General features: G+C 31.1%; 28 protein-coding genes. 13 read left to right on the top strand and 15 right to left on the bottom strand.

Features of this window, described 5'->3' with window-relative positions; all coding sequences use genetic code 11:
- Positions 1 to 70: 70 nt before the first annotated feature.
- From LQ693_RS02630 to LQ693_RS02620, 3 genes are all read right to left on the bottom strand, one after another.
- On the bottom strand, positions 71 to 1309 hold the full coding sequence (locus LQ693_RS02630) for an L-lactate MFS transporter (protein WP_103360846.1): 1239 nt from the start codon (positions 1307 to 1309) through the stop codon (positions 71 to 73).
- Between the two features lie 676 nt (positions 1310 to 1985).
- Entirely contained in the window at positions 1986 to 2537 is a 552-nt protein-coding gene (locus LQ693_RS02625; protein ID WP_107565585.1) for a thioredoxin family protein, read from the bottom strand.
- Positions 2538 to 2618: 81 nt separating this feature from the next.
- Positions 2619 to 3656, bottom strand: a complete 1038-nt coding sequence (locus LQ693_RS02620; protein WP_107565584.1) for a S66 family peptidase — start codon at positions 3654 to 3656, stop codon at positions 2619 to 2621.
- A gap of 154 nt (positions 3657 to 3810) precedes the next feature.
- Here LQ693_RS02620 and LQ693_RS02615 point away from each other — a divergent pair, with 154 nt between their 5' ends.
- Both LQ693_RS02615 and LQ693_RS02610 read left to right on the top strand, forming a co-directional pair.
- On the top strand, positions 3811 to 4356 hold the full coding sequence (locus LQ693_RS02615) for an HAAS signaling domain-containing protein (RefSeq protein ID WP_107565583.1): 546 nt from the start codon (positions 3811 to 3813) through the stop codon (positions 4354 to 4356).
- The gene (locus tag LQ693_RS02610) at positions 4353 to 5192 is read left to right on the top strand and encodes a DUF4097 family beta strand repeat-containing protein (protein ID WP_107565582.1); all 840 of its coding nucleotides are present in this window, start codon (positions 4353 to 4355) and stop codon (positions 5190 to 5192) included. The genes LQ693_RS02615 and LQ693_RS02610 overlap by 4 nt, the downstream gene beginning before the upstream one ends.
- A 39-nt stretch (positions 5193 to 5231) precedes the next feature.
- Here LQ693_RS02610 and LQ693_RS02605 read toward each other — a convergent pair whose 3' ends face one another.
- Positions 5232 to 6269: a C45 family autoproteolytic acyltransferase/hydrolase gene (locus LQ693_RS02605; protein ID WP_107565581.1), complete on the bottom strand. Its 1038-nt coding sequence runs from the start codon at positions 6267 to 6269 to the stop codon at positions 5232 to 5234.
- A 332-nt stretch (positions 6270 to 6601) separates the two neighbouring features.
- Positions 6602 to 7573 (bottom strand): bile acid:sodium symporter family protein, encoded by a 972-nt coding sequence (locus LQ693_RS02600; RefSeq protein ID WP_107565580.1) that lies wholly within the window; start codon positions 7571 to 7573, stop codon positions 6602 to 6604.
- Between the two features lie 245 nt (positions 7574 to 7818).
- On the opposite strand from LQ693_RS02600, the gene LQ693_RS02595 reads away from it, so the two are divergent.
- Together LQ693_RS02595 and LQ693_RS02590 are read left to right on the top strand one after the other, a co-directional pair.
- Positions 7819 to 7986 (top strand): hypothetical protein, encoded by a 168-nt coding sequence (locus LQ693_RS02595; RefSeq protein ID WP_049320466.1) that lies wholly within the window; start codon positions 7819 to 7821, stop codon positions 7984 to 7986.
- A 71-nt stretch (positions 7987 to 8057) separates the two neighbouring features.
- A complete protein-coding gene (locus LQ693_RS02590) occupies positions 8058 to 8630 on the top strand; it encodes a hypothetical protein (protein ID WP_107565579.1) in 573 nt (190 codons plus the stop codon).
- Here the strand turns inward: LQ693_RS02590 and LQ693_RS02585 are convergent.
- Positions 8620 to 9555, bottom strand: coding sequence for an LPXTG cell wall anchor domain-containing protein (locus tag LQ693_RS02585; RefSeq protein WP_107565578.1), 936 nt, complete (start codon positions 9553 to 9555; stop codon positions 8620 to 8622). The two genes, LQ693_RS02590 and LQ693_RS02585, sit on opposite strands and share 11 nt — an antisense overlap.
- Before the next feature lie 241 nt (positions 9556 to 9796).
- On the opposite strand from LQ693_RS02585, the gene LQ693_RS02580 reads away from it, so the two are divergent.
- The gene (locus LQ693_RS02580; RefSeq protein WP_025905095.1) at positions 9797 to 10015 is read left to right on the top strand and encodes a hypothetical protein; all 219 of its coding nucleotides are present in this window, start codon (positions 9797 to 9799) and stop codon (positions 10013 to 10015) included.
- 61 nt (positions 10016 to 10076) lie between these two features.
- Here the strand turns inward: LQ693_RS02580 and agrA are convergent, their stop codons facing one another.
- Genes agrA through LQ693_RS02560 form a run of 4 tightly spaced genes read right to left on the bottom strand, consistent with a single transcriptional unit; the run spans position 10077 to position 12848 of the window.
- Entirely contained in the window at positions 10077 to 10793 is a 717-nt protein-coding gene (gene agrA / locus LQ693_RS02575) for a quorum-sensing response regulator AgrA (protein ID WP_037589542.1), read from the bottom strand.
- Entirely contained in the window at positions 10790 to 12106 is a 1317-nt protein-coding gene (gene agrC / locus LQ693_RS02570; RefSeq protein ID WP_107572642.1) for a quorum-sensing sensor histidine kinase AgrC, read from the bottom strand. Before agrC ends, agrA begins: the two co-directional genes overlap by 4 nt.
- Positions 12107 to 12135: 29 nt before the next feature.
- Positions 12136 to 12276, bottom strand: coding sequence for a cyclic lactone autoinducer peptide AgrD (agrD, locus tag LQ693_RS02565; RefSeq protein WP_107565491.1), 141 nt, complete (start codon positions 12274 to 12276; stop codon positions 12136 to 12138).
- Positions 12273 to 12848 carry an accessory gene regulator AgrB gene (locus LQ693_RS02560; protein WP_107565490.1) on the bottom strand — a complete coding sequence of 192 codons (576 nt, stop codon included), beginning with the start codon at positions 12846 to 12848 and terminating at the stop codon, positions 12273 to 12275. Before LQ693_RS02560 ends, agrD begins: the two co-directional genes overlap by 4 nt.
- 475 nt (positions 12849 to 13323) lie before the next feature.
- On the opposite strand from LQ693_RS02560, the gene pglS reads away from it, so the two are divergent.
- From pglS to LQ693_RS02540, 4 genes are all read left to right on the top strand, one after another.
- A complete protein-coding gene (gene pglS / locus LQ693_RS02555; RefSeq protein WP_107565489.1) occupies positions 13324 to 14358 on the top strand; it encodes a 6-phosphogluconolactonase in 1035 nt (344 codons plus the stop codon).
- A 16-nt stretch (positions 14359 to 14374) separates the two neighbouring features.
- Positions 14375 to 15151, top strand: a complete 777-nt coding sequence (locus tag LQ693_RS02550) for a carbon-nitrogen family hydrolase (RefSeq protein WP_103360858.1) — start codon at positions 14375 to 14377, stop codon at positions 15149 to 15151.
- 141 nt (positions 15152 to 15292) lie between these two features.
- A complete protein-coding gene (locus LQ693_RS02545; RefSeq protein ID WP_107565488.1) occupies positions 15293 to 16018 on the top strand; it encodes an ABC transporter ATP-binding protein in 726 nt (241 codons plus the stop codon).
- Positions 16015 to 16773, top strand: coding sequence for an ABC transporter permease (locus LQ693_RS02540; protein WP_025905102.1), 759 nt, complete (start codon positions 16015 to 16017; stop codon positions 16771 to 16773). Before LQ693_RS02545 ends, LQ693_RS02540 begins: the two co-directional genes overlap by 4 nt.
- Before the next feature lie 97 nt (positions 16774 to 16870).
- Here the strand turns inward: LQ693_RS02540 and LQ693_RS02535 are convergent, their stop codons facing one another.
- Complete coding sequence (locus LQ693_RS02535) at positions 16871 to 18250, bottom strand: aldehyde dehydrogenase (protein WP_374229763.1); 1380 nt, start codon at positions 18248 to 18250, stop codon at positions 16871 to 16873.
- Between the two features lie 114 nt (positions 18251 to 18364).
- Here LQ693_RS02535 and LQ693_RS02530 point away from each other — a divergent pair, with 114 nt between their 5' ends.
- Complete coding sequence (locus tag LQ693_RS02530; RefSeq protein WP_103360861.1) at positions 18365 to 19339, top strand: Gfo/Idh/MocA family protein; 975 nt, start codon at positions 18365 to 18367, stop codon at positions 19337 to 19339.
- Positions 19332 to 19634, top strand: coding sequence for a hypothetical protein (locus LQ693_RS02525; RefSeq protein ID WP_025905105.1), 303 nt, complete (start codon positions 19332 to 19334; stop codon positions 19632 to 19634). The genes LQ693_RS02530 and LQ693_RS02525 overlap by 8 nt, the downstream gene beginning before the upstream one ends.
- Positions 19635 to 19676: 42 nt before the next feature.
- Here the strand turns inward: LQ693_RS02525 and LQ693_RS02520 are convergent, their stop codons facing one another.
- The 3 genes from LQ693_RS02520 to LQ693_RS02510 are packed head-to-tail and all read right to left on the bottom strand — an operon-like array spanning position 19677 to position 21508.
- The gene (locus tag LQ693_RS02520; protein WP_025905106.1) at positions 19677 to 19952 is read right to left on the bottom strand and encodes a GNAT family N-acetyltransferase; all 276 of its coding nucleotides are present in this window, start codon (positions 19950 to 19952) and stop codon (positions 19677 to 19679) included.
- Positions 19953 to 19973: 21 nt separating this feature from the next.
- Positions 19974 to 20900 carry a manganese-dependent inorganic pyrophosphatase gene (locus LQ693_RS02515; RefSeq protein ID WP_107565486.1) on the bottom strand — a complete coding sequence of 309 codons (927 nt, stop codon included), beginning with the start codon at positions 20898 to 20900 and terminating at the stop codon, positions 19974 to 19976.
- A 59-nt stretch (positions 20901 to 20959) separates the two neighbouring features.
- Positions 20960 to 21508: a cysteine hydrolase family protein gene (locus tag LQ693_RS02510; protein ID WP_103360863.1), complete on the bottom strand. Its 549-nt coding sequence runs from the start codon at positions 21506 to 21508 to the stop codon at positions 20960 to 20962.
- A gap of 88 nt (positions 21509 to 21596) precedes the next feature.
- On the opposite strand from LQ693_RS02510, the gene LQ693_RS02505 reads away from it, so the two are divergent.
- The gene (locus tag LQ693_RS02505) at positions 21597 to 22703 is read left to right on the top strand and encodes a glycosyl hydrolase family 28-related protein (RefSeq protein ID WP_103360864.1); all 1107 of its coding nucleotides are present in this window, start codon (positions 21597 to 21599) and stop codon (positions 22701 to 22703) included.
- A 128-nt stretch (positions 22704 to 22831) separates the two neighbouring features.
- Positions 22832 to 23170, top strand: a complete 339-nt coding sequence (locus LQ693_RS02500; protein ID WP_325988956.1) for a DUF1801 domain-containing protein — start codon at positions 22832 to 22834, stop codon at positions 23168 to 23170.
- A gap of 153 nt (positions 23171 to 23323) precedes the next feature.
- Here the strand turns inward: LQ693_RS02500 and LQ693_RS02495 are convergent, their stop codons facing one another.
- Positions 23324 to 24136 carry a prephenate dehydratase gene (locus tag LQ693_RS02495; RefSeq protein ID WP_025905111.1) on the bottom strand — a complete coding sequence of 271 codons (813 nt, stop codon included), beginning with the start codon at positions 24134 to 24136 and terminating at the stop codon, positions 23324 to 23326.
- Positions 24137 to 24150: the final 14 nt, after the last annotated feature.

The following is a 24150-nucleotide window of genomic DNA, read 5'->3' as shown; positions in this document are numbered from 1 at the left end:
TGAATATAAAAACCTCCAAATCTGTTTATTTAAAGATTTGGAGGTTTTGTTATGTGCTTTTATTTGATGTTTACTGTGCTTGCATTTCTTTAATTCTTTTAATATCTACTCTGATTAAGAATGAAATCGCTAATGCTACAACAAAGAATGCTGCGAAAATATATAACGTTGCCATGTAACTTTGTGTAACTTCTCTGACAGTTGCTGATATAAAAGGTCCAACTAATCCAGCAGCTGCCCATGCAGTTAATATATAGCCATGTATGGCACCGAGTTGTTTCGTACCAAATATATCACCGATATAAGCGGGGATAGAAGAGAAACCGCCGCCATAACAAGAGATGATGATGAACAGAATAATTTGAAATAGCATTGAATTATCAACGATTGGTAACCATAAGAATAATGCGATTTGTATGACAAAGAAAATTGTATAGACATTTGTTCTGCCAATAAAATCAGATATACTTGCCCAAATGAGGCGACCAAGACCATTAAACACACCGATAATACCAACCATTGTGGCAGCTTGAGCAGGTGTTAAGTTTACAATTTCTTGTGCCATTGGGCTTGCGACAGATAAAATCGCTATACCACAAGTAACATTAATAAAGAGCATTAACCATAAATAATAAAACCTTTTAGTTCTAACGGCCTCATTAGCAGACATTTGAACTAAGTCTGGTTTTTTCTTTTTATCTTTTTGAGGATTAAAACTATTAGGTCTATAATATTCCGGTGGTCTTTCTAAATATAAACTAGAGATCAGCATGATAATACAATACACGACTGCTAAAATGATAAAAGTCGATACAAGATTAAAATGTGTTATGAGAAATTCTATAACTGGACTGGCAATCATTGATGCGAATCCAAATCCCATAATTGCTAATCCTGTAGCCATACCACGCTTATCGGGGAACCATTTCACTAATGTAGATACAGGTGCAATATAACCAATACCAAGTCCAATACCTGATAATACACCATATCCTAAGTAAAGTAAGGGCAAGCTCTCAACGGAAATTGCATAACTAGAAAGTAACAATCCTGAGATGAAAAATATCGTAGAAACAAGTCCGGATAAACGTGGTCCAAATTTCTCAACGAAATGTCCCATAAAAGCTGCAGAAAGTCCTAAAAACAATATTGCGATACTAAATATTCTAGATACTTCACTTAAAGTAAAGCCTAAATCATTTTGAATATGTTTCGTGAATACACTCCATGAATAAACAGATCCTATTGAAATATGTATTCCAACAGCTGCAACTGCAATAAGCCACCTGTTTTTGATTTTCTTGTTCATCATATTCCCCCTATAGTAATTGTGTCCAATTGATGTCATTATAGCTAAATTCAGAATATTCAGCAATCAAAAATTTAAAAAAAGTGACAGTATTGAACAGTTAGGCAGCATGATTGCATGTTGATTTCATCGTCTTTTTAACAGTTAGGCATGCCTAACTGTTAAAAAAATAGTTGTAAAATACACTTAAGAAATGAAATATTTGAGTTAAGAATGAATCAACAAAAATTCCTATCTCACTGATATACTTTAGTCATAGATAACACAACACGAAGCACAATCCATTCAATTCCTCAAAACTATTTCGTATATGTTTTTTTCATGATTGTAAATGACTTTGTGTAGAACGTGTTTTGATAGTTATCTGTAATTGTAACGTTGAAATGGATCATAAAATGATTCAAGATATTTTTATAAAGTTTCCCGGCTTTATAAAAATACATGTTTCCTTAATTAATAACCCTTCCCCGAAAAGCGCTCGTTAATTCCCGGACGAGCGCTTTTCACTTGCCAATTTTTATATGTTAACTTTAATAACATGAATTTTCAGTTTTTATTGATTTGAAGTATAGTTATATTAGTAGCCATGGGGATGGCGAGAAATTCTCCTAAGTGAATAGGGGCGCATATACATAAATAAGGCTCGGACATTTAGTCCGAGCCTTTATACGTTTAATTATGAAATTGAACTAACGATTGATTCGTATACGTCATCCCAAAATTCTGTTTTATTTTGATAAGTTTCATGGATGCTATGATGTACTTCTTTTTCTTTTTCAGCATATGTTGGATCGTCTTTACTTGGTAAATCTTTACGAATATTTTCTACAAATTTTTGGACGCTGATTGCTCTTGGTCCCCAAACATGTTCTTGTTCATGTTTGTCATTTAAAAATACAAAAATAGGTATAGAGCGAGCAGTACCATTTGTTAAGTATTGATCAATTAAATTTGTATCTTCATCACGATGGAAAGCTTTCACTTCAATATTAGCGTAATCAGCAATGTTTAATAGAACAGGTATGTTCATCATTGCATCTCCACACCAATCTTCAGTAATCACAAGTACTTTATAATTTTTATCTTTAATTTTATCTAATCGTTCATCATTTTTAGGTAATTGGAAAGATTGATAAATATCGAGTAATTGCTCTTTATTTGTTGTCATCTCATTAACATATTCTTTAATGGATTGTGCCTGTTCATAGTATGTAGCTAACTTTGTCATTGTAAAAATCCCCCTTTGATATACTTAATATTATAACAATTCTGAAATATTTCGCAAAGTACAATACTTTAAAATGAATAATTAATCTACAGCATTATCGATTATTGTAAATGTCTTATTATCGACATCTAATTCAGCTTGTGCACCGTATGGAATAATGCATTTAGGTTCATTATGTCCAAAACTAGCATTATAGAAAACGGGCATATCTTCTTGATGCCACTCTTTTAACATTTTAACCCAGACTTCTTTATATTCTTCATAGTATATATCGTCTTGAGGTCTTCCGATAATAACGCCATTAATTCTATCAAAAATACCCATAGAACCAAATGCACGGACATAATCTTCCATCAGCCATGGTGGGGCATGAACTTCAGCAGTCTCAATGAAAAGAATAGCACCATCAAAGACGTCTTTATTAGGGAACACGTCAGTAGCTTTTAAGGAATGGAATAATTCCATACAACCGCCAATAAGATGTCCAGTAGCTTTGCCAGAACCATTTAGAATTTCATATCCGTTATTATCAAAAGATTCACGATTAATATTTTTATTCTTTTCATCCCACTGTAAACCGTATTTTCTAATTTGTGGTGAAGTAGGTACATTACCGACAACACCATTTTGGAACCACGTTTGATTGATCGATTGAACAGTGTAGTCATCCATTTGAACATTTTCGGCAAAATCAGTTAATAACAATGGTCCATAAAAGCTTGAAACACCTGCTTGATTAAACATGAAATGAAGTGCAGTCGTGTCTGAATAGCCACTGAAAATTTTAGGGTTATCCTTAATAATATTTAAATCTATGTATGGCCACAATCTAACAGAATCATCTCCGCCTAATGTACAGATAATAGCTTTAACTTCTGGATCTTGAAGTGCTTGATGTAAATCTTCTACTCGTTTTTCTGGATGATTATAAGTATAGTCAGCGCCTTTTAATGCGTGTGGCATGACTTTGACATTTAATCCGAACTCATCCTTTAATCTTTGTATACCAACTTCAGTTCTCCATAATATGTCTTTTTCGCCAGCTAATCCTGAAGAAGGCGAGACAATTGCTACAGTATCGCCTTTAGAAAGCTTACTCGGTTTTATTAATTCTTTCACATCATTACCCCCTTATTTGTATATTGAAATTAGTATAGCATATGGGTATAACTTGAAATCAAATAATTCAAATGATAATATAAGTTTGTTTGTAAAAAGAATGGTAAAATAATGAATAATGTAAGGTTAACTTCAGAATATAAGGGGTATTTCTATGGATAAAATAACCTTCCTTAATTACCTTGAGGATGAATTATCTCGACTGCCTAAAGTAGAGCGAGATAAAATAATGTACGAATATGAAACGAAATTTTTTGAATCAGAAGATGAACAAAGTTTAATACAAGAACTTGGTGAACCTAAAGCAATCGCCAAGAAAATATATGCAACAAGTGCCATTCATGATGCAGAGTTATCACCCAATTTTAAGAATGTATTTCAAGCAATTTTAGCGACATTAGGACTAAGCTTTTTTAATATATTTATTATTATTCCATTTCTTATCATTGCCTTTGTACTGCTCATCGTAGTCGTAATCGGTGCTTTAATGATGTTAGGTCCTATCGTTAGTGTGATTAATGTATTTGTTCACGGTTTTTATTGGGTTGATATTACAAATATCATTTTTTCAATTTCTTTCTTAGGGTTAGGACTGATGTTGTTAATAGCAGGGCTTAAATTAATAGAAGTGAGTTACAAAGGTATCTTAAAATATTTAAGATGGTGTGTGAAACTCGTTAAGGGGCGTGCTGAATCATGAAGAAGTTATTTTTATCTGGTCTAGGCATCTTCTTAATTTTTGGCATTTTAGGAACGATACTTTGGTTTACAGTTAATAATAAATATGAAAAGCAAGAAACATATGAAAAAGTATATAAAAACAATCAAGTTGAACAAGTTATCGTGAATGGGCAAAATACAAATGTTGAAGTTAAGAAAGGGAAATATTTAGGTATTAAATATAATGGTAATCAAGATGTTAATGCGAGCATAGAAAATAATTTATTGCATTTTACGGAAAGGGAAAATAAATATAAATTTAATGCTAATTTTATTCCATTTAGAAAGACCGTTAATCACTTAGTGATCACACTACCACCTAAAAATTACGAATCATTTAACATTACTACGAATACTGGAAACATTTCAGTTCGTGACGCTAAAAGCAACAATAGTAATATGATTACGGATACAGGTGACATTGTTTACCATAATGTAAACTTAAAACATGCTAAAGCAATGACAGACTTAGGCAGTGTTAAAGTTAAACATTCAGATTTAACGGAATTTACAGGCGAAATCAAAACAGGTAATATATCTGTCGACAAAAGTAGTCTTGTGAATAGTGAGATGATTACATCATTAGGTAATATTAATATTAGCCAATTGAAAAATGAATGCGATATTAAATCATCTACTGAAGACGGAGATATTTCAATTTCTTATATGAATCCACCTAAGAATAGTTTATTACAACTTCAATCTGAATCTGGCAATACAAAAATTGAAAATAAAGCATTTAATGGCGAAAAAGTAGGTAAAGGGAAACACGTTATTGAAAGTTACACAGATAACGGAGATATTTATATAAAATAGTATAAAAATAGGCTGAGACATTTATGTCTCAGCCTATTTTCATTCACTAGCAAATAGAATGTCTGAATCAATCTGACCTGTTATTGTAGGAAGTGTAATGGATTTACCATCTAACCATTCTTTGAAATCAAATGTATGTATGGTGCCATTTTCACCAAGTGCAATTTTCATTTTTAATTGGCTAGGTATGTATGCTGATGTATGTATCGTACCTGACCAACTTTTGAATAACTTGCTGTAAATTTCATATTGAGGATCATTAAAATATCGAAAAGCATCTTCTAAAGACATTTGATCATTTGTGATTTGGTCAATTCGATTATATCTGTCAACAGACTCTTTAATATAATTTCGATTCTCATGACTTAATATTTCAAAATGATTGGTACATAAATTGTTTTGTTTAGTCACAACTTCTCTTGGTGTCGCTTCTACAGTAATTCTCTTGTTTGTTTTATCCATTAAAATATAGCTAAATGAACTACGATGAGGAATCTCATTTAATAATCTAACAGCATCATCGACATCTTTACATGTTTCTAAGATCAATCTTCCAATCATGTAGCAAACAAATCCATCACCAGGTTTTTTACGATGCATAAAATTATAGCCCATCGCTAAACCATGTTCATTCATGCCATCCATTCTGCCAGTTACTCTGGAAGTAGGACCGATTTGTGCATATCCTCCATCTGTAGGTTGGAATAAACTAAATCTCCCATCATATGTAGCAGGACTATAATCATAGTTTCTAACCATATAATCTTCTCCTAAGAAAATAGAACAACCACTATCTTTAGCATAAACTCTATAATGACCATAGTTTAACAAGATTGTTTCTAACGGAAATTTTAATGTATCTTGAATCCCCATTAGTTCGTCCCAAATTTTTGGTGCGAATTTTTGATATATATTTTTTGTTTCATCTATATTAATATCGAAGCGGGGTCTTCTAATTCGCCATTCTTTTTCTCTATTTTGCAACATTTTTGTAGACTTTAACCATTCTGCTTGAGCAACGCCATAATCATAATGGTTTCCTCTAAACTCTAATGTTTGCATCTTAACATTTTGCACATTATCACTCCTCATATATTTATTTTGATTGAACTTATGTACTTTGTCACGTAAATCCTCTCATATAATTGGAAATATGATGTTAAAGAGATTGTAATAATAGCTTAACCTATGTAATTTATTACCATGTTATATTTGAATTACCAATTATCTCACAGATTATGTGAGAAGGGGGTATGTAAAATGTGGAATCAAGGATATATTTACGTAAAGAAAATATGGCAAGAATGGTATAGAAGATAATCTATTAAATGACGCTTATAGAACATCTAGAATATATATTTTTGAAATAAAGAGCAAGGGACAATTTAATGTCTCTTGCTCTTTACTCTTTATATTTGATCTGTTGATGTACTATAAGATTGCGCTTTGTTAGTCTTTTTAGTTTGGTTAGACCATATAATAGCAATTGTAGGTCCAGTGATTAAGTGGATAAAGCTGAATATTGCGCCAGGAACTGCGGATAGGGGATTGAAATGTGCTGTTGCGAGTGACACAGCTAGTCCGGAATTTTGCATTCCAACCTCTATAGAAATTGCTCGTTTATCTGGTCTATTAAGTTTGAATAATTTAGCTAATAAGTATCCAATTGTTAAACCACTGACATTATGAAGTAAGACAACGCCGAACATAATAAGACCAGTTTCAATGATTTGTGTTTTATTACCTGCGACTACGCTTGCAAGAATAAGTGAAATAGATACAACTGAAATAATAGGTAAAATATCAATAGATTTTTCTGCAACTGGTCTAAAGAATCTTTGTACGATAAAACCTAATATAATTGGAATCAGTACAACTTGAACTACTGATATAAACATAGATGCAAATGATACTTGTAACCATTCTCTTGCAAATAAATATATTAAACTAGGTGTAACAATAGGTGCTAATAATGTAGAAACAGTTGTGATAGAAACGGATAACGCAGTATTTGCTTTAGCTAAATAGCTAATAACATTTGATGCAGTTCCACCTGGACAACAACCTACTAAGATAACGCCTAATGCTACGTCAGGACTTAAATTAAGCCCTTTAGCGATTAAATATGCAGTAACAGGCATTACGGTATATTGAAGAATAACACCGATTAATACGCTTTTGGGTGATTTAAATACTTCTTTAAAATCATTTGTAGAGATAGTCATGCCCATTCCAAACATTACAATTCCTAATAAATAAGGAATGTAAGGTGCTATTTGAGCAATGGCATTTGGAAAGCTAAAGCCTAACACTGCTGCTAAAAGCATCCAAAATACAAATGTTTTATTGATAAACTGACTGAACTTCTTAATATTACTCATATATACACCTTCCAATTAAATAATAATCAGAATATTAACAATAATACAAAAAATTTTCAATACTTTATTTGAATTAATTATTTATTTTACGTATTAATGATGAAATGATACATATATTAAGTGAAATTATACTAAAATATCTATATATCGATAATATCTCGCTTAGAAAAGGATAATATCTTTTATGTATTTTAAATATTATGTTATGATGAAAGAGGTAGAAAATGATGAATGAGGTGACTTCAATGGATTGTATTAAAGGGATATTCAAATTCTTTTTCATCTTAATTGCTATAACAACAGTTGCTGTTGGGGCAGGTATTGCTGTCTTAGCATTTGTATTTAAAAAAGACTTTGAAGAATTAGAACAAAAAACAAAAGAAATTGTATCTGAAATCGAATCTAATAATTAAAATAAAGGAGCAATCACAATATTTCTGTGATTGCTCCCTTTTTTATATTTAAAAATTAGGAGGGTTTATATTTGCGATATGAGCGTAATGTTTTAATATCCCCAAGACTAGAACATGACAAGTGTCATCAATTAAAAGCTTTATCTCATAATCTCAAAGTACCAAGCGAAGATGAATTATATGCCATACTTGAAAGCATTGAATATGACCAACCATTTTTAAAATCGATTACAATTGGAACGAGTAATGAAAAGGAGATGATTAATACAGCATTTCATTTAAAAGCAATCATAGAGTATATGTGGCACGAACGAAAAAAATCTGAAGTATATGTTAATATCGTCATTTGGAAGAATCATGTTGGTTCTTCTAAAAAATATGTTAATAAATTTATGAAGTATGAACCAGATGCGTGGATAATATTAGGGTCTCATATAGGTTTCTGTAATTTGTTAAAAAGATTATATAGATTTGATAGTTGGGATGCTAATCGAACATATTGTTCAAATGCGTTATTGTCCCAAACGATGTTTCAAATAGTAGGTGAAAAGTATTTCGAACATATTAAAAGTATCAATCATCTCGGTAAACCAATTATAATCGAGGGTGGTAAAATCATTTCAAAATACAATGCTATTGTTTAGACCGCTTCTTTTTGAATATAAAAAATAGAATTGATGCAATACATATGAGTAATGCACTTATTAAATAATTTAAGTAATGTTTTGAACTTTGACCAGTTTCAGGAAGCTTTGTTGTTTCTGATTTGGTCTTTTTTTCTTTATTAGTGTGATCGTTAGTAAGTTTATTAGGGTTAGGAATTAAAGAGTCTTTAATGACTGAGATTTGGTATGTCTGATTTTGACTTGGAATTTGATTAGAATTTGAATTATCCGTAATTTGATTTTGATTTTGTTGACCTTGATCTATTTGAGTAGGTTGATTTGTATTTTGCTCAAAAGTTGAAGTGGTCTTGTCGTCAGAATTAAATGTATAATATTTATCCTCTCCTAGTGAAATCGTTGAGTGGCTATCTATGCCGTTAATCTTCACATTAAATTTAGTGGACTTAGTAAATGTAGTGGGTATATTGATTGAAGTATTACCGTTCTGATCTGTTATGCCAGAAAGTTCTTGGTTATTTGCAATGAGTTTAACTTCGACATTATTTAAAGGGTGATAGGTCTTTGAAAGTACATTAATAGAAATGGATTGATTATTTGTATTTGCTATATTGCGTTGGATATTGCTAGAAGAAGTCAATCTATATAACTTATTAGGTTCAACAGTAAAAGTTTGATTATTTGAAGTGGTTAAAGTGTAATGAGGTTTAATATTCTTATTAGGAATTTCTATAAATGCTAAACCGTCAGATTTAGTTGTTAAAGATTTAACTTCTTGATCTAACTGTAATTGGAAAGTTTCATTAGATATCGGGGTATTATCAGAAGCATAAAATTGAAAACCAATAGGTGTCATATCATTATTAGCGTGCGCAGTTCGTGACGTATTGAATGATGTAGCGACCATACAAACAATACTAAATAAAAAGATTGGAAAAGGTTTCATATTGACCTCCTTTCATCTCTTAATTTATTAGATGATCATCTGATATCATTATGCCATAAACTCGGTAGATATTCCACTATTATTTTATGCTTTTTATATAAAATTTTTAACACAACTAAAATCTTCCTATATATATGTCATTCAAATTTTTGAGGATGGACGCTTGAATCTTTTTGCAAGTGATAAAATAAAAGAGTAAAATATAATCAGAACGAGCATAATCTAAAAGGGGATGTCTTATATGAAATGTGCAAGTTGTAATCAAGAAATGGTAGATGATCTTCGTACGAATGTTCCAGGCACTCTAGTTGATGTTAGATTAATAAAAGAAGAAGAGAATGAAGATATTTTAAACAAAGCGATTGCAATACCGAAAGCAGCAGTATGTTTACAATGCGGCGAAGTGAAATATTACATAGAAGATATTGAATCATTTAGAAATGCTATTAATCATGAATAAAAAGTAAATCATTAATAAAAAAACAGCGTACATTTGAAATAAATCATGTACGCTGTTTTATTTATATTTTTTTAATATTTCGTACAGATGCATAGCAATGCTCACCATTACTAAAATATACTGCACGATCTTTCGTGTTAATAGTATCAACGTTATTACGATTAATGACATAACTGTTATGGCATCTGAAGAAGCGGTCATCTAAATTAGATAAATCTTTTAAACTGCCATAAAACTCAATTTGTCTATTATCTAGATGAGCAATTAGTCGATGTGATTTTGATGATGACTCAAAGAACATAACATCATCATATTGAACATATACAGAATTGCTACCTCTTGTTAATTCTATCTTTTCTACGTTTGTATTTTTAGAAAGCATACCTAATCTTATGTATGCAGTGTCTAAACAATCTAACACTCTAGTCTTCAGTTGATCAGGATCATCTTTAAAAATAAAATCCATCGCAGCAACTTTATAAACAAATGTTAAATAAGTCAGTTCACTGTGGCTTGTGACAAAAACAATATTACCAATAGGGTCATACTTACGTATTTCACTTGCTAATGTAATACCATTAATATCAGCGTCTAATTGAATATCTAAAAAGTAACAACCTATATCATTTGAAGATTTAACGTGCTCCAACAATTCATACGGATCACGTGTTGCAAGTTCAATAGACATTTCTTTTTCTTCAATCATAATATAATTATTGATAATCGTCTGCATGCGCTCTAATTGTTTCGGGTCATCTTCACAAATGATGATTTTCATTGAATCACTTCCTCATTGCTATCATTTAAAATTTCAAGCTTTTGAATAAAGTATTGATTATTAATAAAAGTATCTAAGAAAACATGGTCAGTCTTCTCAGTAATTTCTTTCAACGTAGTTAACCCAATACCACGCTTACGACCTTTAGTAGAATAATGATTTTCAAATAGTTTATGTACCTTAGGCGTATCTTTAGAACATTTATTCATGAATACAAGTAAAATCGATTCCTCATTTTTAATAAATGCAATTTGAATCGTTGGATTATCAACAAACTCAGATGCCTCAATTGCATTATCCATAATGATGCCAATACATCTACTTAATTCAACAATGTTCATATTTATATGATCAATCTGTTCAGTAATCTCAACACTAATATTGATATTCTGTTCCTGAGATTGAATAATTTTCGTCGTTAATAAACCCTTAATTTCTCTAACATGTAAATTTTGAAGACCATTAATTTTTATCGCATTTAATTTCATATCATCATGAAGATGTGCAATATTTTGGTCAAAGTAAGTTCTCAAACCATCCATATCCTCTTCTCTAATATATTCAGATAACGTCGCTAAAATATTTACATAATCATGACGAAACTTACGCATCTCATTATTAATTTGTTCAATCTGCAACGTATACTTATAATACTGATTGATTTCTTTCTTCGTACGCTGCAAAGCCATCTCTCTAATAACCGTGAAAGAAATTAAAATAATAAAAATAGCAGCAACACATACATAAATCACATAAAATAAAGTTTGGAATTCAAACTCTTTTTCAGTATTGTAAGACTTTGGCATGTATACATAGAACACCGTAAAAGAAAGACCTAAGAATGCTGCTAACAATAGTAGGTAAATACGGTTGTTATATAAATAGCTTAATTTAAGTCTATTCATTAATTGTCTTATTATAATCGCTATTGATACTGAGATTATAAAATGAAAGACAAAATAAAATACATGTGTTGATATTGCAGAAGGCTCTATATTAAAGATGAGTCTAATTAATAAGGATGATAAATAATCTGAAACTACTGAAATGATTATGACCAGTAATGTATTTATAATCCCAAATATTCTAAATTTAAAGTAGAAAAAGACTCCCAAAAAAGTTATAACAAATATTATAGATGCTACACCAACTATAAAATATAAAGCAAGAGAAGGGATCATGTACCCTAATAATAGGATGACATAATCCCTTTTTGAATATCGATAGTTTTGAGTTAGTGCTAATAAAACTACAAATAATGATGTTTGAAACAAACCATATATAATAGTCTCTGTAATTGATAATTGTGCCATATACTTACACTTCCCAAATTATATATTACTTATTGTTTTTCGTTTAATAATTCTTGTGGTACTTCTGTTTCATCTAAGAATACGTTACAACCTCTAATTACCGCTTTTTCACCGATTGCTGAAAGGATATTTGATACTGATTTTGAAAATAGGCTAGATAATAAATTCATGATAATGTTTCCTCCTCTTTGTAAAATATAGGTAATAGTGATACTGCTTCAAAGATTAATCCTAAACATATTAATTGTTGATAGGGTTCTTTAAGGAATAAAGATAATACTATCAAAATTGTTGCTGCTAGGATTGATCTTAGTTTAAGTCCTTTTTTCCATTTGCCTAATATTGGGTGTTTCTTTGTTTGCATTGGTGCGTACTTTATAATGATAAGATAACCGACTAACGCTATGGCTAAGAATGGCCAATAGGGTATGTTGGTATTTATGATTATAAGTGGTGCAACGACAAACATGATTAGGCTTTGTATCGTACATAGAAATGTGGACTTAGCGTGCGCGCCAAACGCGAAATATCGAATGGCAAAATAACTAAGATGTACAATAAGTGTGTATAAAAATATATGGCATAGAAGGGCAGCGCCGTATATAACTATGGTCTTCATCATATTCCCTACAAATACTTCTAGTCCATACTTTACCTTTAAATAACTAACATGATCTAGATTATTTGAATTTTGAAGACTTGCAGCAATTTTATCTATTTGTGTTTGGACAGGTTGATACATAGCGCCCCTCCTTCATTATGATTATAGAACATATTGATTTACATTTTACTTCTTTTGCCTAACTGTATTATTTCAATGCCTAACTGTTTGAATTTATAATATATTTGTATTTTAACATAATTTTAATGCAGTTAAGAACTTAAATTAACGACTTAGGGAAAATATAAAATTCTATTATTGAAATACTATAATATATTTAGTGAATATTTAATTTTTTATGATAAATTAAAAAGTTTAAATATAAAGGAGGATCCTTTATGGCAGGCGATATCGTCAATGCTATTTGTAGTATTTTTAATTGGTTAGTGGAACTTTTTAATGGGTTGTTTACTTAAATATCTGCTGTGTTTGATACTTGGTTATTCATATAATAAATATTGTAACGTGTACCATTTGGTATGCGTTTTTATTATAGTTATTGAGCGTTTTCATGTAGAATGATATTAAAGAACAAATTAGGGAGGAATTTAATTTTATGAAAACGAAAGGTTATATTGGTAGTTATACGAAAAAAGAAGGAAAAGGGATTTATCGTTTTGATGTTGATGAGAATGAACAAACAATCGAGAAGGTTGAAGTTGGTTATGAAGTTGAAGCATCTACATATTTAACACAACATGGTCAATTTTTATATGCTATTAAAAGAGATGGCGATGATTGCGGTGTTGCAAGTTTTAATATTAATGAAGATGGTAGTTTAACATATATAAATGATTGCTTAGCTTCACAAGAAGGAACGGGTTGTCATATTTCAGTTTCTGAAGACGGTCAATATTTATTTGAAGCTGTTTATGGTAGTGGTTATGTAAGACTTTATAAATTAAATGCTGAAAATGGCGAAATTATTGAGCTAATAGATGTGTATAAAGGTGAAGGTCATGGACCAAATGAAGCAAGACAAGAAGGTAGCCATATTCACTTTGCAGAACAGACACCAGATTTAGATTATATCGTTACAGTTGATTTAGGTGCAGATGTGATCAGAACATTTAAATTCTCTGATGAAGGATTGGAATTATATGAAACATTAGAAGTCCAAGCTGGAAGCGGTCCAAGACATATTGCGTTCCATCCAAGTGGTGTTTACGCATACTTAGTAAATGAACTGAGCAATACGATTCAAGTGTTGTCATATAAAAATGGAGTGTTTGCGACAATCAGTCCAGCACTATTAACGATTCCAGAAGACTTTGATTTAAATTCACAAGTTGCTGCTGTTAGATTAAGCCATGATGGTCAGTTTATTTATGTTTCTAACAGAGGACATAATAGTATAGCTGTTTATAAAATATTAGGTGATGGTGCAAATGTTGAATTAGTTGAAATTGTAACAAGTGGTGGAACTTGGCCTAGAGATTTAAATATCACACCAAGTGATTCATTTATAGTTGTTGCACATGAACATTCATATAATTTAGTATTATTTAGTCGAAATAAAGAAACTGGTAAGCTGACAGAAATAGAGAACGAACAAAAAGCTGCAGAAGGCGTTTGTGTTCAATTTATATAATGGTAGGTGATGAACGTTGAAAATAGCACTATATCAGATGCATGTAATACCTGGAGAACCAGAAAAAAATATTGAAAAAATTAATCAATGGTTAGATGAGTTAGATGATGAAATTGACATAGCAGTGTTACCTGAAATGTGGAATACTTCTTATCGATTAAATGAGTTAACCGAACTTGCTGATGAAGATGGTCAAAGAATTTTACCTTTCTTAGAGCAAAAAGCAAAAGAAATCCACAAACATATTGTTGCTGGTTCAATTGCATATAAAAAAGGAAATGAAATTTATAATCGAACAATTGTCGTCAATAATGAAGGAAAGTGCATTAATACTTACGACAAAGCACATCTTGTGCCAATGTTTAATGAACATCATTTCTTAACTTCAGGTAGTAAGAAATCTACTGTATATGAGTTAGATGAAATAGAGATGGGAACGATTATTTGTTATGATTTAAGATTCCCAGAATTAACGCGTTCACTAGCTTTAGAAGATGCAAAAGTAATTTTTGTTTCGGCACAATGGCCGAAATCAAGAATTGATCATTGGAAAGTATTATTACGTGCTAGAGCAATTGAGAACCAAGTATATATTATTGCTTGTAATAGTGTAGGTACTTGTGATGATAATGAATTTGGTGGACACAGTTTAGCATATGCACCAGATGGAACACTAATCGACAGTTTATACTATGATGAAGATACATTAATCGTTGATATAGACTTTGATTCGCAAGAAAAAATTCGAGAAGCCATTCCTATTTTCAATAGTTTAAGAACAGATTTATATTAGGAAGATGTGGAAAGAGACTGAGACATTACATTTTGTCCCAGTCTCTTCTTATTATCTTACAAATGTCATATTGAACATTTTTAGAAAAAGTATAAAATCAATTATAAGACAGAAAATTGTAAAGGCATGGAGATGATTTATTTGGAAAGTAGTATAGCAGTCCAATTTAAAAATGTAGAATATGAAATAGAACGGTCTCTTATTTTAAAAGGTGTTACAGGTGACATTTATAAAGGTAAACTCACTTCTATAATCGGGCCATCAGGTGCAGGAAAATCAACACTGCTCTCTTTAATTAATTTGTTAAAGTCAAGTACAAGTGGCGAAATATTAATAGATCAACAATCTATTCAAACATATAATCCAATGGAACTTAGAAGAAAAGTACAATTGGTTTCTCAAGAAGCAACGATGATTAAAGGAACTGTAAAAGATAATTTAGAACTGCCATTAATACTACAAAATAAAAAAATGACAGATGAAGAAGCTAAATATTATTTGAAGATAGTCGATTTGCCAGAAACTTTTTTGAATAAAAATAGTAAAGAATTATCAGGTGGAGAAAAACAAAAGTTATCACTAGCACGTTCACTCGTTAATAAACCTAAAGTGATATTGCTAGATGAAGTGACATCGGCATTAGATAGAAACTCAAAGCGTGCAATTGAACAGCTATTGCAAAAAATTATTAAAGAACACGAAGTTACCATGATATGGATTACACATGATATTAATCAAGCTTTTAGAATGAGCGATTACATATGGGTCATGATCAATGGAGAAGTTGAACAAGCTGATACAACTGAAAATGTTAAAAATTCAGAACAACCAAACGTCAGAAGCTTTATAGGAGAAAAATTAATATGAGTATAACATCAATTGTGTTAATGTTTATTTTTATAATTATTCCGATAGTTATTTCGAAAAGTTTTAATTTAGGATTAGAGAAAGATACATTAATTGCAGCTATTCGATCATTTGTTCAACTGTTAATTGTAGGGTATATATTACAATTTATATTTGATCAAGAAAGCCATATTTTTATCATTTTAATGATCATGCTCATAATAGGTGCGGCAACACAAAATGCGCGAAAAAAAGGTTTGGAAATACCAGGTATTACATGGAAATTATTGTTGGCTTTTGTAGCAATAGAAGTCATTACACAAGGTATCTTATTAGGATTTAAAATAACACCACCAACAGCACAATACATCATACCGATAAGTGGCATGATTGTTGGTAATGCGATGGTATTAAGTATATTGTTCTTAAATAGATTTATGTCAGAAGTTAAACAAAATGAAAATGTGATAGAGCTTGTTCTTTGTTTGGGAGGCACGCCTAAACAAGCTATCCATAAGCAACTTATTACTTCTATACAGTCTAGTGTTATACCAACAATAGAACAACAAAAGACAATAGGGCTTGTCCAATTACCCGGTATGATGAGTGGTCAAATCATTGGTGGGGCAGATCCAATTGAAGCTGTACTCTTTCAAATATTAATCGTATTTATGTTATTAACAAGCGCTACAATGACGAGTGTGATTTTAGGTTTCTTATCATATCCAACTTTATTTAATAAAAAGCAGCAGCTCATTGAAAGTCAATATAAATAAAAATAAGCATGTGGTTAAGACGTTAATGAATGTCTATACCATATGCTTATTTTATATGCTTAAATTTAATTATGTCGCCGTTAGTAACACTTCTGCATTACTTTTTAAACATAGCTCGCACATATTTAGCTTTTCCTTTATAAGGTGGGAAAAGAACGCCAGTTTCTAGTTTGGTAGTTTTAAACATGATGCTCTTTTCATTGCTAAAGAGTTCAAATGAAGCTTTGCCATGATATTTACCAATTCCTGAATGACCGACACCACCAAATGGTAAGTTATGGTTACCTAAATGTAAAAGTGTATCATTGATACAACCGCCACCGAATGATATTCTTCTTACGACTTCATCAGTATGATTTTCGTCTTCACTAAATAAATATAATGATAGTGGCTTTGGTTTATTCTTGATAAATTGAATGGCGTCGCCGAATGCTTCATACGTCATAATAGGTAATATTGGACCAAAGATTTCATCTTCCATTAGAATATCATCGAATTTAACATTATCGACAATAGTCGGTTCTATATAGCGATTCTCTCTGTCCGAGCTACCACCGTAAACGATGTCACCATTAGTTTGATTAAGTAAATTCACTAATCGATCTGTATGACGTTCGTTTACGATTCTGCCATAATCTTCACTATTTTGTGCTGATGACGTATAAAACTCTCGAATAGTTGTTTGAATTGCTTTAATAAATTGTTGTTTAATCGATGCGTCGATGATGACATAATCTGGTGCTACACATGTTTGACCGGCATTAATGAATTTACCAAATGTGATTCTTTCTGCTGCTACTTTAATATTTGCAGTCTTATCTACAATTGCTGGACTCTTTCCACCTAATTCAAGTGCTACTGGAATCAGTTGTTTACTAGCTTGTTCGTAAACGATTTGTCCTACTTTAGTAGAACCAGTAAAGAATATAAAGTCGAATGGGTAAGTTAACAGTTCTTCAGTTACGGTTTGATCGCCAGTTATACAAGATACATATGCAGGATTAAATGCTTCATGTATAATTTTTTCTATCACAACACTAACATTTGGTGTGAGTTCTGAAGGTTTGATAACTGCACAATTCCCTGCAGCAATAGCACCAATTAAAGGTTCTATTACAAGTTGAAACGGATAATTGAACGGACCGATGATTAAGACTGTGCCATATGGTTCATTAATTGTGTAACTTTTACCTGGAAATAAAAACACAGGTGTATTCACGGTTCTTTTACTTGCTAAACTCTTGACTTCTTTTAGCATGAAAGAGATACTTTTGTAAATGTAACCAATTTCAGTAGCATAAGATTCAACAGAATTTTTGCCTAAATCTTGTTGCAATGCTGAAATTAAGGCACTTTCATTTGATTTAATAGATTTTCTCAGTGCTCTTAACTGTTTTTTTCTAAATTTAATATCTTTTGTTACATCACTATCAAAAAGTGATTGTAAGTTTTCGAATTGAGTCGCGATAGTCAATATGGATGTCTCCTTTATACTTCTATTGTTTATATTTTAACAATAGTTATAATTAAAAGCGAAGTGTTTATTTATGAAATTTTTATTTTTAAAAAAATAACGAAAAGGTGAAATAATATGAGATTTGGATTTATAGGTACCAATTGGATAAGTGATAAATTTATAGAGAATGGTTTAGAAGTTGAAGCGTTTGAACCTTATGCTGTCTATTCACGTACTGAAGAAAGAGCAGACTATTATAAGGAGAAACATCAACTTACTGAAACGTTCACAGATTTAGAGGTATTTTGTCAATCACCTAATTTTGAAGCGGTATACATAGCATCACCAAATGCGTTTCATTTTGAACAAGCAGAAATAGCGATTAAAAATAAAAAACATGTCTTAATCGAAAAGCCAGCGACAATTGTGCAAGAGCAATTTGAAGCATTATCTAAACTTGCTTATGAATATAATGTTACTGTTATGGAAGCGATGAAATCAACATTATTACCACCATTTGTAGAATTTACAAATGATCAAATTGATATTGGTGAAATTAGATATGCTGATTTTCATTATCACCAATATTCTTCAAGATACGATAACTATAAAAAAGGCATCATAGAAAATGCGTTTAAACCTGAGTTAGGTAACGGCGCTTTAATGGACTTAGGTGTTTATGCTGTAGCACCGATGATACATTTGTTTGGTATGCCACAAAGTATTAAAGCAAATGGTTTTAAATTAGATACTGGTGCAGATGGACAAGGTAATGCGATATTGGATTATCATACTTTCCAAGCAACGATTAGTTATTCGAAAATATGTGACCGCCCCAGCCCTTCAGAAATAGTAGGGGAAAATGGTTATGTATTAATTGATAAAATAAGTGCACCTTCAAATATAAAAGTATTTAATAGAGAAGGTGTATTACAGAAAGAATATAATAATGATTCACCGTTAACAATGAAAGATGAAATAATTGAATTTATTAATTGTGTACAGAATCATAAGGTAGAGTCATCTATTAATACACATCAAAGATCATTAGAAACGATTAAAGTATTAGATGAAATTAGACAGCAAATTGGAGTTCAATTTAATGTCTAAAAAGTACTTCATCATTACGGCTGTGATTATTATCGTTTTATTGTTAGTCGTGGCATTTGTGCCGTTTAAACAAAATCCATCTTCGACATCAAGAGTGGTCGTTGATCACTTTAATCATAAGTATGCATTTCCGAGTTGTTATGACTACGAAAAAGCATCAAATTATATTGATGAAGTAACATATAAAGATGCTCAAGATTTAAAATATCCGCCTATGAATACGTGCACAGAAGAAAAGGCAAAGCCTCAATATAAATCATTGCTTAAACGGTTATTAGAAAGTACAGAAATATAAAAAATCCTGACGAAATAATATCATTTCGTCAGGATTTTTTGATTATTTCTTTAATACATCGTGTGTGCTTTCATCTTTAGTCATAACATCTTTAACGTACGGACAAACTGGATCAATTACTTTCTCTTCAGATCTTGCTTTTTCAATAACAACATCAACCAATTTTCTAGCAATACCCTGTCCACGTAGTGAAGGATCTACAAATGTATGATCGACCACAAGTGTCTTGCCATCTAAGTCTTGATACGTGATTTCCGCTTCAAAATCATTCTCAGAATTGCCTACATAAAATTTGTTTGTACCTTGTTTGATTTCCATTTAAAGCACACTCCTTATAAATTATTTACCTAATAATTCATCAATAGGTGGAACGACTTGTTTCTTACGAGAAACAACGCCAGGTAATACAGCGACATTTCCATTTAATTCAGTGTTGAACGCTTTTGTTACGACTTGTTGTTCTTTACCTAAAGCAATAGCAGTTGAGTCACTGTTTAAGATATCTGTAATAACAAATACAAATAAGTCATATTGTTCTTTAGCAATAATTGCGTTGATTTCATTTTCAACGTCTTCTTGAATTTCAAGAACTTCGTTTACATCAACAGTATTAACTTGTGCAATACGTACGACTTTATCACCCATGTTGAATGATTTAGCATCCATATTTAAAAGGAATTCAGGTGATTTACCTTTTACTGAAGCACCAGCTTTTAACATTTCTAAACCATATTCATTTAAATCAACATTGGCAATTTTAGCTAATGCTTCACAAGCTTGTTTATCTTGTTCTGTGCATGTTGGTGATTTAAATAGTAATGTATCAGAAATAATAGCTGAAATCATAAGACCAGCAATTTCAGGTTTAATTTCAATACCATTTTCTTCGTACATTTTTTTTAGGATTGTAGTCGTACAACCAACTGGTTCAGCTCTGTAATATAATGGAGCTGCTGTTTCAAAATTGCTGATACGGTGGTGATCAACAACCATAGTAATTGTAGCATCTGTAATATCATCAGCACTTTGTTGGAATTCGTTGTGATCGACTAAAATAACGTCTTTACCTTTTAAAGGTGTTTCTAATAATGCAGGTGCTTGAACTTTGAAATAATCCAATGCGAATTGTGTTTCGTCTGAAACGTCTCCAAGTCTTGCTGCTTGAACGTCATTTCCAAGTTCTTTTTGTAAATCTTCCATTACTAATGCTGAAGCAATTGTATCTGTGTCAGGATTCTTATGTCCAAATATAAATGTGTTTACCAATGTAATTTCTCCTTTTGCTTTGAATATTCTGTCACTTTATTTTAACATGAACACCTTGTCTATTCTACAACTGCGCCTATACTATTTTCAAAATGTGTAAGCGCCCAATCGTGCCCAGCTTGATTAAAAGAAGCGACACAATTCTTAGGAATAATAATTTGATAATTTAAATTGTAAGCATCGACAGCAGTATGTAACACACAGATATCTGTACAAACGCCGACAATTTCAACAGTATCAATATGTCGTTCTCTTAATAAACTATCAAGATTTGTACCGAAAAATGCACTATATCTTGTCTTATCTATCCAAAATACATGATTAGAATGCTTGATTGAATCGTATTGAGGCTTTAATGAGTTATATAAATTTCTACCTTCTGTACCTACGATATTATGAGGTGGAAATAATTTTGTTTCAGGATGATATGGATCATTCTCATGGTGATAGTCCATTAAATAAAAAATTAAATCTTCATTCGAGTTGTATGTTTCGATTTTATGGTGAATATTTTGTTCAATTTCTTGACCAGGTTCTCCGCATGTTAACTTACCATCTGACGCAACGAAATCATTTGAATAATCAACGATAATGAGTGCTTTCTTCAATTATACTCCCCCTAATTGTTTATAAAATGTTTTCAGTGTAATATAAATATACATGCAAGTATACGCTATATTAAGGTGGTTATGAAGTATGAAGCATATTGTTAATGTAAATCGTTATGGTGCTAAAGGTGGTTGTGGAATAACAGATACAGTTGGTATTCAATTAGCTTTATTACAAGCTAAGAAAGGACCAGTAACAGTTTATATACCTAAAGGTGTTTATCATATTATTTATGAATTAGTGATATATGAGAATACAACGCTTATTTTACATGATGAAGCTGTATTAATCAGAAAATCGCCTACAGCTATGCTGAAAAACGGTCATAGATTAAAAAAATACTATGGCTACGATGGTCACGGTAATATCAATATTATCGGTGGGACATTTGATGCGTATGGACATACAAATAATACAAATAACACAATCATGTCTATTGGTCATGCACGCAATATTCAAATACATAATGTGACATTTAAGAATGTTGTTGGTGGACATGCGATTGATGCATGTGGCTTAGATGGCTTTTATGTAAATGAATGTAAGTTTCTTGGATTCCGTGACGATAGTGGAACGAGATTATTTAGTGAAGCAGTTCAAATAGATATTCAAACAGACGGTGCATTTCCTAAATTTGGGGCAACAGATGGTACGATAACTAAAAATGCACTAATCGAAAACTGTTATTTTGGAAATTCAGGTGATCCAAACATGTTACCTTGGAATAGAGCAGTTGGGTCTCATGCAAGTATGTATGATGTATTTTATGAGAATATAAATATTCAACATAATACTTTTGAAGGGTTAGGGGATTTCGCAGTTACTCTATTAAAAGCAAAAGATTCATCTGTTACACACAATCAATTTATAAATTGTGAGGGTGGCGTAAGATATTTAGCTGTACCCACAGGTAAATATTCATTAGATATCCATAAATTAAATAGAGGCGGACAAGCAGGGTCAACTATATTGATAGGTGAAAATACATTTAAAGATATTAAAAGTAAACCAAGTATTTTAATTAAAAGTTATGAAGACGTTATGAATAAAGATATTTATATTTATAATAATCATTTTGAAGGAGAGTCTTCAAATAATATTAAATTCATTAAGACGACAGATATTTATTTATACAATAACCGTAATTTAAGTAATATCAAACAAGATCAAGTTGAGAACCTTATTCATATTTAATTATAATGGAGGACATGATGAATAGCATAGACCGTTATATTGAACAAATTGATGAAAAGAAAAAAGAAACATATATTCATTTGCTAAATACAATCAAAACACATTTACCACCAGGCTAGGAACTAGTCATGCAATACGGTATGCCGACATTTGTAGTACCTTTAGATAAATATCCAAAAGGTTATTTAAATAGAGTAGACGAACCACTTCCATTCATTAGTGTTGGTGCTCAAAAAAATCATATTGCCTTATATCATATGAGGTTATATGGGATGCATGAATTGAAAGATTGGTTTGAGAATAGATACAAAGAACAAGTACCAACTAAATTAAATATGGGGAAAAGTTGTATTAGATTCACAAACAATAAAAACATACCCTTTACTCTAATAGGTGAGTTGAGTGAAAAAGTCACTGTAGATGAATGGATACAAAAATATGAATCAGGACATAGAAATCAAAAATAATAGTTTTTGTGATTTTTACTTAAATTATACGAGAATGATTAGTGTTTTGCATAAAATCGTAGATTATAAAAAAGCACCTCATTATTACTGAATAAATCAGTATAATGAGGTGTTATTTAATTTGAGTTAGGAATTATGTCTCAAACTCTTTATTTATGTAATTCGCTTATCAAAATTACCTAGCACTTTTACATTAAAATCTAAAGTTTTTAGGATTGTGATGACTTTTTTCATTTCTACATCTTCAGCGCTACAATCTGCTTGAACAAAGAAATGATACATGCCGAGTTGCGTTTTGAGTGGTCTTGATTCAATCCATGATAAGTTAATATTAAACAAAGCAAATGTATTTAATATACTTGCTAATAAGCCTGGTTTATCTTGGTCAGGTGTAATTAACAAAATACTATCTGTTGCTTTTTCAACATGTTTTTCTTGTGCTGATAAAATTAAAAATCTTGTTGTATTATGTGGATAGTCTTCGATGTGTTCATGTAATGCTTCAACATCGTCATTAGATTTTTCTAAACCAATTGGTGCTATAGCGCCAGTATGTGCATCTATTTCATCTAAACTTTGAACAGTACTGTCAGAATATCTGTATGCAAAGTTATGATTTTTAATGAATTTAGATGTTTGATTGATCGCTGGGGCAATAGAAACAACTTCTTTAATATCTTCTAATTTTGCGCCTTTTTGAACATAAAGAGAAAATGATATATCTAGATGTAATTCGTCTATAACGTGGATTTTCTGCTCTGTTAATGAATCGGCAATGATGTTGATTGTACCTTCGATAGAATTTTCAATTGGGGCAATTGCAATGTTCTGTGGGTCAGCTTCAATTGCTTTAACCACTTCGTATAAATTTGACTTAGGAATATATTCATTGATTTCATCTGGCTTATATTTAAGTGCTGCCATATGTGAAAATGTACCTAATGGTCCTAAATAATATAACTTCATAAATGACTTCCTTT

Origin of the sequence: Mammaliicoccus sp. B-M6 (assembly GCF_022386965.1) — a bacterium.
GTDB classification, from domain to species: Bacteria; Bacillota; Bacilli; order Staphylococcales; family Staphylococcaceae; genus Mammaliicoccus; species Mammaliicoccus sciuri_A.
The sequence above is the reverse complement of the archived record's forward strand: the minus strand, read 5'-3'. Positions and strand labels throughout refer to the sequence as shown.